The 13,144-nt window shown below is 42.8% G+C and carries 10 protein-coding genes; 2 read left to right on the top strand and 8 right to left on the bottom strand.

Features of this window, described 5'->3' with window-relative positions; all coding sequences use genetic code 11:
* Positions 1–45: 45 nt before the first annotated feature.
* The 6 genes from ACOMA8_RS09880 to ACOMA8_RS09855 form a co-directional block, all read right to left on the bottom strand.
* A complete protein-coding gene (locus tag ACOMA8_RS09880) occupies positions 46–969 on the bottom strand; it encodes a carbohydrate ABC transporter permease (RefSeq protein ID WP_161899503.1) in 924 nt (307 codons plus the stop codon).
* A gap of 13 nt (positions 970–982) precedes the next feature.
* Entirely contained in the window at positions 983–1,927 is a 945-nt protein-coding gene (locus ACOMA8_RS09875; RefSeq protein ID WP_421370379.1) for an ABC transporter permease, read from the bottom strand.
* A 518-nt stretch (positions 1,928–2,445) separates the two neighbouring features.
* Complete coding sequence (locus ACOMA8_RS09870; protein ID WP_421370377.1) at positions 2,446–3,909, bottom strand: glycoside hydrolase family 1 protein; 1,464 nt, start codon at positions 3,907–3,909, stop codon at positions 2,446–2,448.
* Positions 3,910–4,033: 124 nt separating this feature from the next.
* Entirely contained in the window at positions 4,034–5,467 is a 1,434-nt protein-coding gene (locus ACOMA8_RS09865) for a 6-phospho-beta-glucosidase (RefSeq protein WP_421370375.1), read from the bottom strand.
* A gap of 52 nt (positions 5,468–5,519) precedes the next feature.
* Positions 5,520–6,350, bottom strand: coding sequence for a Cof-type HAD-IIB family hydrolase (locus tag ACOMA8_RS09860; protein ID WP_421370373.1), 831 nt, complete (start codon positions 6,348–6,350; stop codon positions 5,520–5,522).
* A 4-nt stretch (positions 6,351–6,354) separates the two neighbouring features.
* Positions 6,355–7,743, bottom strand: coding sequence for a 6-phospho-beta-glucosidase (locus ACOMA8_RS09855; protein WP_421370371.1), 1,389 nt, complete (start codon positions 7,741–7,743; stop codon positions 6,355–6,357).
* Between the two features lie 336 nt (positions 7,744–8,079).
* On the opposite strand from ACOMA8_RS09855, the gene ACOMA8_RS09850 reads away from it, so the two are divergent.
* On the top strand, positions 8,080–8,997 hold the full coding sequence (locus ACOMA8_RS09850) for a MurR/RpiR family transcriptional regulator (protein ID WP_421370369.1): 918 nt from the start codon (positions 8,080–8,082) through the stop codon (positions 8,995–8,997).
* 68 nt (positions 8,998–9,065) lie between these two features.
* On the opposite strand, the gene ACOMA8_RS09845 is transcribed toward ACOMA8_RS09850, so the two are convergent.
* Together ACOMA8_RS09845 and licT are read right to left on the bottom strand one after the other, a co-directional pair.
* Positions 9,066–10,964, bottom strand: a complete 1,899-nt coding sequence (locus tag ACOMA8_RS09845; RefSeq protein ID WP_421370367.1) for a beta-glucoside-specific PTS transporter subunit IIABC — start codon at positions 10,962–10,964, stop codon at positions 9,066–9,068.
* Positions 10,965–11,058: 94 nt separating this feature from the next.
* Positions 11,059–11,901 (bottom strand): BglG family transcription antiterminator LicT, encoded by an 843-nt coding sequence (gene licT, locus ACOMA8_RS09840; RefSeq protein WP_161899495.1) that lies wholly within the window; start codon positions 11,899–11,901, stop codon positions 11,059–11,061.
* A gap of 447 nt (positions 11,902–12,348) precedes the next feature.
* On the opposite strand from licT, the gene ACOMA8_RS09835 reads away from it, so the two are divergent.
* Positions 12,349–13,023: an NUDIX hydrolase gene (locus ACOMA8_RS09835; protein ID WP_421370364.1), complete on the top strand. Its 675-nt coding sequence runs from the start codon at positions 12,349–12,351 to the stop codon at positions 13,021–13,023.
* The last annotated feature ends 121 nt before the right edge of the window (positions 13,024–13,144 follow it).

Here is a 13,144-nt window from a genome sequence, read left to right as displayed (position 1 = left end):
TGTCCTAACACATCCCTTCAGCTGTTTTGTTAAATAAAGCTGAAATTACTCTTTGACCCCACCGATTGTCAATCCACCAACGAAATACTTTTGGAAGAATGGATAAGTCAATGCAATCGGTAAAGTAGCTACGACAGTAATTGCCATTCGAGCAGATTCACTCGGAAGGGCTGCTAAGCCGCCTTGGATTTGAGCACTCGCTCCGGCATTTTTTGCCAAGTAATCCAAGTTGTTCATGATTCTCATCAACAAATATTGCAGTGGAACCAGTTCATCTTTTTGAATATACAGCAACGCATTAAACCAGTCATTCCAGTAACCCAGAGCAGCAAACAAACTGATTGTTGCGATACCTGGCACTGCTAGCGGCAAAACGATACTCATAAAAATCTTCATTTCAGAAGCACCATCAATGCGGGCTGACTCGATGATACTATCTGGAATCGTCTTTTTAAAGAAGGTTCGCATCACCAAAATATTGAAAGGTCCCAAGGCGAGCGGCAAAATCAAAGCCAAAATCGTATCCTGCATGTTCAACAGGTTGGTAACTACCAAATAATTGGCAACCATCCCTGGGGTGAACAGCATTGTAATCAATGCGAAAACGGTAAAGAATCTGCGGAAAGGAAAGTTGGAACGTGAAATCGCATAAGCATAAAGAGAAGTCATCGATGCATTAACGAAAGTACCAACAACTGTGATGAAGACAGTCACTCCAAATGATTGGAAGATTTTTTTGCTCATGCCGCCAGCAAAGATGTACTTATAAGCGGCTAATGAGAATTTCTCTGGCCAAAACGCATAGCCATTTGCTGCCAAGGATTGCTCGTTTGTCAGTGAAATCATTACGACAAAGAAGAATGGCAACACACAAGAAAGTGCAAAAATCGCAATCACGATATTGAAGAACAGATTCACTCCCGGACTAAAGGAGCGAACTTGGACATTGTAAACTTTTTTCTTTTTCAAGTTCAATTCCTCCTTAGAAAATTGCTGAATCCGGTTCAATCTTACGAACAACTAAATTAGAGAGCAACAAGAGTGCCGCACCGACTGCTGATTGATACAAACCGGCAGCTGCTGTCATCCCGATATCACCGGTTGCAGTCAAGCCGTTATAAATGTAAGTATCCAATACAGAAGTAACTTGGTAAAGTGCCCCTGAATTTCGTGGCAGGATATAGAACATACCAAAGTCAGCACGGAAGATCCCACCAATGTTCAAAATCAAAAGCACTGTCATCATTGGCAAAATCTGTGGAATTGTAACGTTTTTGATCTGTTGCCACTTGCTGGCACCATCCACCATAGCTGCTTCGTAGTATGTCGGGTCAATCCCCATTACTGAAGCATAGTAGATAATACTGTTGTAGCCTAAGCCCTTCCAAACATTCAGGAAGACGAAAATAAACGGCCAATATTTCGGATCAGCATACCAGTTGATTTGCTCCTGTCCACCAGAAGTCAACCATTGATTGACAATCCCTTTATCCGGACTCAAGAAAGCATACACAAAGGCACTGATTACAACCCAAGATAAGAAGTAAGGCAGAAGTGACATGGTGTGGTACACCTTCACCAGTCGTTTGTTCCGCAATTCACTCATAACAATTGCAAAGGCAATGGCAAAGAATAAGTTGAATGCTAAAAATACTACGTTGTATAACAGTGTGTTACGGGTGATCAACCAAGCATCACTTGAAGAGAATAAGAATTTGAAATTATCAAATCCTACCCACTTACTCGTCATCAAGGCATCGATAAACCCATTTGGCGAATAGTGGAAATCTTTAAAGGCCACCACGTTTGCCAGTACGGGGATGTAGAAGAAGAAGATAAACCAGATAAAGCCGGGCAGTGCCATCAGGATCAGTGCCTTATAGCGCCAGACATTCTCCAGAAAACCGCCTTTTTTCTTCTTTTTCATTATTTCAGCTCCTTTCTGATTGTCGAGTTGATTTGGATGAAAACCCTCTCACTCGATCCATAGACAGTTTACCGCTTCCAACAGTCGGAAAGAAGAAACAAACTAAAGGTCTTCTTGAACAAATTAAAGAACTTTTTTATAAGGAATTATGACTTTTTTGTGAAGCAGCATGATGGAGCGTGTCTTAAAGAATAGGGTTTCTCTACGGTTTCAACCGAATTCTTCACAAAGATTGGTCAATCTTCATTTGTCCATTTGCCCGCTGCTCTAAAAAAAACAAAAAAACGCTGCTCAATAATTGAAAGCAGCGTCATGAAGAATTATTTCTTATTATCTATTTGTATGGAGCTGTGACCAGCGTCTAGGCAACTGTCTTCGAAGCGAACATTACCAAACGTGAATCTCAAAAGCCAAGTCACTGCCGTAAAAAACGGTGCCCGTGACTTGGCTTTTCATTTATCACTTAGAAATGATTGATGACACACTTCTTATAATAGTACTTTTCCAATTGCCAGTTGTTAGTTACTCAGATCTTCCCCATTGCTGGCAATCACTTTTTTATACCAATGGAAGGATTTTTTACGACTGCGATCCAACGTACCATTGCCTTCATCATCCAGATCGACATAGATGAAGCCATAGCGTTTTTTCATTTCACCCGTCCCAGCAGATACTAAATCAATACAGCCCCAAGGAGTATAGCCCATCAAATCGACACCATCCAATTCCACGGCATCTTTCATGGCTTGAATATGGTCGTGGAAATATTGAATGCGATAATCATCATCAATGCTGCCATCCGCTTTTACCACATCCACCGCTCCAAAGCCGTTTTCAACGATGAACAGCGGTACATTGTAGCGGTCGTATAACCTGCACAAGGAAATTCGCAGACCTAGCGGATCCACCGCCCAGCCCCAGTCAGACTCTGTCAAATACGGATTTTTAACCGCTGGCATCTGGTTGCCGCCGACATATTTCACTTTATCGGGATCTGCTGTAGATGCTGTAGACATGTAGTAACTAAAGCCAATATAATCCACGGTTCCCCTTGCAATCAGTTCGTCATCCCCAGCTGCTTTTTTAATGACGATATTTTCTCGTTCAAATTCTTTGATACGATGCGCCGGATAATACCCTTTTACTTGTACGTCGATAAAGGACTCTTGATCTCGGTTAAATTGTAGCGCCGCAAACACATCTTTAGGATCAGCCGTCATCGGATAGCTGGGAATATACGCAACCATCATCCCAATCTTATTCTCCGGATCAATTTCATGCCCACGCAAAACGGCTTTTGCACTGGCAACAAACAGATGGTGCATGGCCTGCCACCTTTTCGGTTTACTGTTGTCATGGATTCCAATCTGAGTCCAACTGCGAAGAAAATTGATTTCATTAAAAGTCATCCAGTGTTTGACTTTGCCCTTGTATCGTTTGAAGACCGTTTCACAGAAAAAGACGAAATAATCGATGACTCGCCGATCCATCCAGCCATCATATTCATCTGCTAAATTCATTGGAATATCAAAGTGATTAATAGTTACAACTGGTTCAATACCATATTTATTCAGCTCATCAAAAATTCGATCATAAAAAGTTAGCCCTTCCTCATTGAGCTCTTCGTTGCCTTTCGGACAGATTCGAGCCCAGGAAATGGACATGCGAAAACATTTATAGCCCATTTCAGCAAATAAGGCAATATCTTCTTTCCAATGATGATAGAAATCAGTGGCAACATGGCTAGGGTAATACTGATTGGGATCGACATAGCCGATTGCGCCTTCTGGTAGAGGCTGTTCTCTTGTTACCCGATTGATTTCCCCCTTTTTTGTTTTAAAAGTAATCATCCGTGGATGGTCTTTGCTGCCGCCAGTGATTGCATCCAGAGTACTGAGTCCTTTGCCACCTGAAAGATAGCCACCTTCATATTGATTGGCGGCTGTTGCACCGCCCCATAAAAAGTCTTTTGGAAATGCCATTGTTCGTCTCTCCTTTATCAAAATCCGTGTCTTCTATTTTTACTAAATAGTCTCGATTGGCTTTGGATCAAAAAGGCAGCAGAAATCACTGCTGCCTTCCACCTTTAAAAAAACTTTTAACCGTCTATTTATTGCTCAAGTCTTCGCCGTTTGAAGCAATCACTTGTTTGTACCAGTCAAAGGATTTTTTCTTACTGCGAGCCAATGTGCCGTTGCCTTCATTGTCTCGATCCACATAGATAAAGCCGTAACGTTTTTTCATCTCACCGGTTCCCGCCGATACCAGATCAATACAGCCCCAAGTTGTATAGCCCAACAAGTCAACACCATCCAATTCAACAGCATCTTTCATTGCGGCAATGTGAGCCGCCAAGTAATCGATCCGATAGTCATCTTCCACATAGCCCTCTGCATCTGGCGTATCCACTGCCCCCAATCCGTTTTCGACAATGAACAATGGTTTTTGATAGCGATCATAGATATCATTCAATGTGATTCGCAACCCAAGAGGATCAATCTGCCACCCCCACTCACTGGCTTTCAAATAAGGATTTTTAACGGATGCAAAAATATTGCCAGCTGTTTGATCCAAAAGTTCCGGATCTGTGGTAGACACCCGAGAAGAGTAATAAGAAAAAGAGATGAAATCAACCGTATGTGCTTTTAGTAATTCCAAATCACCCTCTTGCATCTCGATTTCGATTCCTTTTCGCGCCATTTCTTTGAGGGCATATGCCGGGTATTCGCCTCGGGATTGCACATCAATGAAGAAATAGTTTTCTCGATCATCTTGACGAGAAGCAAAAACATCTTCCGGCTTACAGCTATACGGATAGTAGGCCCCAGCTGCTAACATACAGCCCACCTTATTTTCCTGATCTACTTCATGGGCAATCTTCGTAGCCAATGCCGAAGCTAACAACTCATGGTGAGCTGCTTGGAATTTCACCTGCTCTTTATTGTCGCCTTCTTCAAAATACAAGCCTGCTCCCATAAATGGCGCATGTAAAATCATATTGATTTCATTGAAAGTCAGCCAGTATTTTACCAAGCCTTTGTAGCGATTGAAGATCACCTTGCAAAGATTTTCATAAAAACCTACCAGTTCACGGCTGCGCCATGCGCCGTATTCTTCAATCAAGTGCATCGGGCAATCAAAGTGAGTGATGGTTACTAAGGGTTCGATTCCGTATTTGTGGCATTCTTTAAAGATATCTTCGTAGAATTTCAAACCTTCTTCATTTGGCTCTTGCTCGTCACCTTTTGGAAAAATTCGTGACCAAGCAATGGACAGACGGTACGTTTTGAAGCCCATTTCTGCAAATAGCGCGATATCTTCTTTCCAATGGTGATACATGTCGATGGCGGTTTTAGCTGGATAAAAATGTTCATCATCAAAGTCAAACATCTTCATTTCACCGGAAATCACCGGAAAACGATCTTTCCCAATAGGCACGACATCCACATTGGCTAAGCCGCGACCACCTTCGTTGTAGCCACCTTCACATTGATTGGCAGCTGTTGCCCCACCCCATAAAAAGTCTTTACGAAATCCCATTTACGTTACCTCTTTCCTGATTCTTTATGATTTCGGGTTCCCCCGTTTTAAACTATAGTAATGCAAAATGTTCAAATGCTTTTTTTAGACCGTCATCATCTACTGACGCAGTAATATAGTCCGCCATTTTCTTGATCTCCGGCCCGCCATTTCCCATGGCAATCCCAGTCCCACAATGCTCCAACATGGGAATGTCCACCTTGGCATCACCAAAGGCAAAACTGTCAGCCACAGGAATATCCAGATAAGTCAGCAGTTCATCCACGGCGACTGCCTTGTTGATATTTCCCAAGGCGATATCACCAAACAGTGCCTTTTCTTCTGCGCCACCCCAAGTTCCCAGTTTGTAACCGGGAAAATCAGCTTGTGCATCTAAAAAGTCCTGGTAGCTGTCCAGAATGAAACTGATTTTATTGATGTCGTCTCGATACAAATCAGCGTCAAAAATCATTTCAGGAAAAACTTGGCGAACAGTCACTTCCCGCCCTTTGCCTTTGCGGTCTGAATACTCTTGGATCGTCGCCTGTCCCCGCTCATCAAAAGCGCGGCTGGCATACAATCCACTGTTGGCTTCCAGATAAAATTCCAATCCTCGATTTTGCAGCCAGTCAACGATTCTACGGGTATCCGCTGAAGACAAAGTGACCTCTTTGATCACCTTTTCACCGGCTTCGATATAACTCCCGTTGCCTCCGATATAACCATCAAAACCAATATCGAGAATTTCTGGGTACATCTCGGCTTTGCTGCGACCAGTCACAGTAAAAACTAAATTTCCTTTTAGCTGCGCCTTGTGAATGGCCTGAACTGCCGAATCGGGCAGGTGATTCTCATAGTTTACGAGTGTGCCGTCAACGTCTAAAAAGATGATTTTTTGAGCCATATATTTACACGTTCACCGCATCCAAGTTGCGAGCCACTTCGTCTTGAACCGTTACGCCTTCTTTTTCCAAACGTTCGATTGTCTCCTTGAAGTTTGGCAAGTATTTCTTATGGGCGATAAACAATTCGTCCATGATCCGCTTCCCGGTTTCACCAGAAGTGACCAATGGATTCAAGGTGAAGGCTTGAAGTGCTGTACCATAATCACCAGTCACCGCAGCTTCGATTGTCAAAAGCTCCATTGCTTTCATCACTTGCAGCCAGCCTCGTTCAGCTGTCGGCAGCTCACCGAAAGCGACATTGCGAGCGCCTTGTCCACCAACATAAGCTGTCACTTCAACGACACAGTCTGCCGGCAGATCAGGAACCGCACCGTTGTTTTTGGTGGATACCACGATTTGCGTCTGCTTGTTTGCGTAGATGGATGCAATCGTTTCACAGGCTGCATCGGAATAATATGCGCCTCCTCGTTGTGCCAATTGCTCAGGTTTGTGGTCCAGTTGCGGATTTTTGTACAGCTCAAACAGTTCCTGTTCCGTCTTTTTCACCTGTTGTGCTCGCGTACCGATGGTTTGATATTCTTCCAATGCATGATTCAGCATCTCTTCTTCTTGATAATAGTAGCGATGGTAAGCACAAGGAATCATTTTCATCTGTTCCAAGAGTTCCCGTTCAAAAGGAATATCATAAATATTTTTTGGCAGACCGTTGTCTTCTTGATACATCTTATCAATCAATGCCATCGTGACATCATTGCCATGGGTATCGGCAACTTTATGCCAGTGGAAGTGGTTCAGGCCGGCAAATTTATAAATCAGTTCATCAGTTTCTTTGCCAATCAGTCCCGGTTCTAACATTGTCGCCATGACTGGCACATTGCACAGGCCAATGACCTTGTCCCATTTCCCATAACGCACCACAGCTTCTGTCACCATCCCGCTTGGATTGGCAAAGTTTACCAACCAAGCATTTGGACACAACTCTTTCATGTCTTCCACAATTTCTAGAATAACCGGTACTGTCCGAAACGCTTTGAACATCCCGCCAGCGCCGTTTGTTTCTTGACCAAGCATGCCATAATAGGCTGGAATCCGTTCGTCTTTCACGCGGGCATCCAAAAGACCGACACGAAACTGAGTCGTTACAAAATCTGCATCTTTCAGCGCTTCTCTACGATCCAATGTCAGATGAATTTTCACATCATATGGAGAAGCGTCCCACATTCGCTGTGCCATTTTGCCGACGATTTCCAGTTTTTCTCGGCCTTCTTCGATATCCACCAACCAGATTTCACGAATTGGCAATTCATCATAGCGCTTGATGAACCCTTCCATTAATTCTGGCGTATAGCTGGAGCCGCCACCAATTGTTGCAATTTTTACTCCTTTAGCCATCTGTTTCTCTCCTTTTCCGCTTGTCAGTGCAAGCCTTTGCTTTTTTATTTTCATTTGCTGCTGACGCATTAAACATCAGCGCACCAATCAGCGATTGTTATTTCTTTAATCGCTTTCTTTTTACATATTCATTATCTCCTATGTAAATTACTCACTCTAGATTTAAAACGCAAAATGCAATAAGATTTACAATTTTTCCGAGAACCACCAAGGATTTTGTAAATAATCGTAAATCAAGCAGGAATATCCCTTGAATTTTGGATTGTTTCTTTATTTTTTCTGTTTTTACATTCTCAATTCATCTATAATTATTGTAAATACAATCGAGGTGATTTCATGTTGATTCGAGAAAAAATGATGACGACTGCTTTTTCTCCTGCGGAACAGCAACTAGTAGACTTTATCTTAAGTGAAGCACAACGTCTTTCCGCGATGACTGTCCAGCAACTTGCTGATGAAAACTACGTCCATCCGTCTACTTTGATTCGTGTCGCCAAAAAGCTCGGCTATTCCGGCTGGCTAGAGTTAAAAGAAGCCTATTTACGAGAAGATCATTACTTGAATGGTTACTTTCAACAAGTTGATGCCAATCTTCCCTTTGCGGCTGGCGATGGCATTACCACTATCGCCAAAAAGATGGCTGCGTTGGAAATTTCTACCATTGAAGATACCCTTTCCTTAGTGGATCATGATCAATTGAATACTGCCAAACAATTACTGCTACAAGCCGAACATATCAAGATATTCGGCAGTAACGCCAATCGACTGATCTCGCAAGATTTTGCGCTAAAAATGAATCGTATCGGAAAAATGGTGACCCATACTGCTTCCGGAGAAGGCCCTTATGAAGCCTATAATATGCCTGCCAACAGTTGTGGCCTCTTAATTTCCTATACAGGCGAGAATACGGGATTGGTTCAAATTGCCCAAATCTTAAAACAGCAGCAGATTCCACTAATCGTGATTACCAGTATAGGAGACAACACGTTAGCCCGCAGTGGAGATTCACAGCTGCGTCTAACTACTCGCGAACGCTTGTATTCCAAAATCGGTAATTTTTCAATCAACAAATCTGTTTGCTACTTGTTGGATCTTTTGTACAGCTGTGTCTTTGCCGATAATTACGCCATTAATCTCAACCATCTCATAGAAATGGGCGAGCGAATTGACAAACGCAAGACTTCTTCTGCCATTATGAAGGAAGAGTCTGTGGAAAAAACTGTCCAGTTCAAGGATTCCTTTCGACCCAACTGAAATAAAAGCGGCGAAAAATTAGAGGCCAGCACAGCTGGTCCTCTAATTTTTACCTTGCTATTTACGGTTTATGCTAAAGCTGTAATCAGCTCGTCTTCACCGGTAACAGTGGTTTTGTCGCTTTCAATGATGTCCAGATAATCCCCAACGTTAGTTACGATTATCGGTGTTTCTACACTGTACCCAGCCTGTTGGATAGCAGCGATATCGAAGCTCACCAGCTTTTGGCCACGTTTCACATGATCGCCTTGTTTCACATGAGCTGTAAAGTATTTACCATTCAACTGTACCGTGTCCAAGCCAATGTGAATCAACAACTCCAGACCGTTGTCAGAAACCAAACCAATCGCATGTTTAGTCGGGAACAATGTCATCACCGTTCCATCAAATGGTGCAACAACTTCCCCTTTTTCAGGATGGATCACAACCCCTTTGCCCAGCACGCCTTGTGCAAAAGCTTCGTCTTTTGAAGTAGACAGTGGCATGATGGCGCCTTGAACCGGTGCAGATACGATTTCTTTACGAACTTGCATTTGAGGTTCTGTTTCTGCTGCTTCTACATAATCATCTTTCCACAAGAAGAAGGTCAACGTAAAGCTGATTGCCATAGCAACCAGAACGGAGATAATCGCTGTCCAAGCATACTGTGCATTGCCGTCTGGAGCGATATAGCTTACGATACCAAAGACACCCAAACCACCCATTTGATAAGAAGTAGCACCGTTCATCATCATAATCATGCCCCCGACAGCAGCACCGATCATTGACATGATAAATGGTTTTTTCTTTGGCAATGACAACCCGTAAATTGCTGGTTCAGTTACCCCGCAAATTCCTGAGATGATTGCAGGAATCGCCAATGTTTTCAGTTTCTTGTCTTTCAGTTTGAAGAACATAGCAATGATTACTGCAGTTTGTGCGAAGCTGGCTGCAAAAGAACCTGCCAAAACTTGACTCATACCGGTTTCGGTAATCTGCATGATGGCCATCGGTACCACGGCCCAATGAAGACCAAAGATAACCAAGACTTGCCACAGCGCTCCCAAGACTAGCCCATACAATGCTGGTGAGAAGCTCATCAAATTGTTGAAGCCCAAGCTCAACAGATCCGTCGCACCAGAGATGATTGGCCCGATAACCAAGAAACCTACTGGCAAAGCAATCAGTAAAACAAAAAATGGCACAAAGAATGTCTGAACTAGTTCTGGAATCACTCGTTTAGCGATTTTTTGAATCTGAGCTGCAAAAGCAACGATAAAGATGACTGGCATCACAGAACTGGTGTAGTTACCAGCTACCCACGGAATACCCAAGAAGGTTTCGTAAGCCGGCAGTCCGAACAAACTGTGAGCTGCCCCATCTGGATACATGGATGCCAAAGCACTAGCCTGGATTCCTGGGTAACATAACGCCGCTCCGATTACCATCCCTACCATCGTGTTCAAGCCGAATTTCCGAGAAGCCGTATACCCAACAATTACCGGCATGAAGAAGAAGATAGCATCCCCAATAGCATTAAGCATCATATACGTGCCGCCGGTAGTGGTATATTCAAACCAACCTGTCTGCGTCGCTAAGAATACTAACAGCGCATTCAACCCTTTTACCATACCCGCTGCTGACAGCGCTCCCAAAAACGGTTGGAAACAGCCACTCAAAATGTCGATAATCCGATTGAAGATATTGCCTCCAGAAGCTTCACCCCCGCTGTCAGCAGAAATACCGGCTACATCGATGACATCTTCATACACTGCCGGTACATGGTTTCCGATGACCACTTGGTATTGGCCGCCTGATTTCATTACGGTTACGACACCGTCCATATTTTTCAAAACCTCATCGTTGGCTTTTCCTTCATCTTTCAATTTGAAACGCAAGCGAGTGATACAGTGGGTCAGGCTATTAATGTTCTCCTTACCCCCGACATTGGCAACGATTTTTTCAGATAACTCACGATATTTTCCCACAATTTTCCCTCCTTATTGGTATGTAGAAAATAAATAAATGCAGACAACCTTTTTAATGCGGGTGAACCTCTTCCCTCCTTTTTCAAAAGTATTATCACTGATTCGCCTTCTGCACCAATCTGGCCAGATGGATTGTCAGATATAATTTTTCATCATTGCTCATCACATAGTGGTACTTTTCTGTAATGAACTGTTGAATCTTTAAGACACATTGATAGGCATTACGGTATTTCCGTTGGATGATCAACAGCAATTCTTCATCGGTCTCGTCCTGATATTGACGGCCGCCCATGATACGAGAAGCAAAAAAGCGCAAATGTGTCGTAAAGCGATAGAAGTAAACCGACTCTTCATCGAACTGGGTTTTGAAATAATAACTGGCAATTTGGATAATCTCCTGCATCAGCTCGGTCATCTCATACACGTCTTGATGCTCCGTCTCAGTTTGGGCGTTGACCAAATGCAGTGCAATATTTCCCGCTTCGTCTTCCCCCAGATCCAGTCGATATTTCGTTTTAATCATGGTCACTGCTTTTTGCCCGATAGAAAATTCATCCGGGAAAAAACGTTTAATGTCCCACAGCAAAAGATTGCGCAAACGAATGCCTTTTTTCACTCGCTGAATTGCTGTATACAGATGGTCAGTGATTGAAATATATACTGAATCATTTACCGGTGCCGACAACTGCTTTTTGGCATCATCGATGATTTCAGTCGCCAACTCCAGATAAGTAACGGGAACATCCATCAGCAATTCTTGAAATCGCTGGGAGGCGCCGGAATCACTCAACCGATAACGCTTATCGATTTTTTCTTCCTCAATGAGATCCCCACACTTCTTTTGAAATGCCAGCCCGCGACCTGACACGATGATTTCGTTATCTTTTTCATCTTTCGTCAAAACCACATTGTTATTTAGAATCTTGACGATTTTCATTTTCAAGCCCCCGATCGTTCATTTTAGAACGATTATTATAATAATTTTCTAATTCATATCACATCTAAATGATAAACAATCAAATCTAAAGTGTCAACGCTTTCATCAAGTTATTTTTTAACTTTTTTTGAGTAGTGAAATCAAGGAAAACATAGAAAAAAACCCAATGAATGCACACAAAGAAGTGGCTTCATCAGGTTTAGCTTGTTTTTCACAATCACTATCCAGACTTAAGATGTCTATTTAATTCATCTATATCCTAACAAATGAAGAAAACGCTGTCAACACTTTTTTGAAAGAAAGTCAAAAAGACATCAAATTAGATTTTCTATGATATTTTATAGAAGTCACTAATAGTAGGCTCTGTCTTTTTAATATTAGTAAAAACAAAGCAGGCACTTTTCATTGCCTTCAGCTTTTTGTTATGATGTGAGCGGAGGGATTAGGATGATAGAAAATCTTTCAGAAAAAATTCGCGTTTCACTTGAGCATACACCGGGAATTGACGGGATTGAACAATGGTTTCACGCCGCAGTTTTCTTACCATTACTTACCCAGGGAGATGGTGAGTGGCATCTGCTTTTTGAAAAGCGGGCAGCCACGATTCGTCAAGGTGGCGAGATCTGCTTTCCTGGCGGAGAAGTAGACGCTAAAGATGCTTCACCTTGCAGCGGTGCTCTACGAGAAACTTTTGAAGAACTCGGTGTCATGGTGCCGTCAGAAAATGTTTGGGGGCAGTTGGATACTTTGCTAATTGCCAGCGGAACGCGCATCTCAGCTTTTGTAGGAGAATTTCCTGTGACAGAGCTTGCGGGTCTTACCCCACAACCAGCAGAAGTCGCAGAAGTTTTCACACTGCCACTCACCTATTTTATTGAAAATCCGCCGCAACGCTATTTATGTCCCGTCTTGATTCATCCCTATCAAGAAAAAAGCAATACCTTGCAAAAAGAATGGTTCTTACCTGCTGAGACCCTCTTCTTGCCAGCTCGCTACCACGAACCTTGGGGCAACGCTTTTGAAGAAATCTATGTTTTCGAAACCAAATATGGCCCAATCTGGGGACTGACCGCTAAACTGATTCTCCAACTGCTGAAAAAGACTCAACTAATAACCAAATGAACGATGACAATAAGACGACTACAAATAATGACCGTCAGAACTGATCCACACAATCAGCTACTGACGGTCATCTTATTTTGCCCTTGAGAAATAATCTCGACAGTCTTGGAGTGAGACTGGA

Origin of the sequence: Enterococcus infantis, assembly GCF_049166715.1 — a bacterium.
GTDB classification, from domain to species: Bacteria; Bacillota; Bacilli; order Lactobacillales; family Enterococcaceae; genus Enterococcus_C; species Enterococcus_C leclercqii.
The sequence above is the reverse complement of the archived record's forward strand: the minus strand, read 5'-3'. Positions and strand labels throughout refer to the sequence as shown.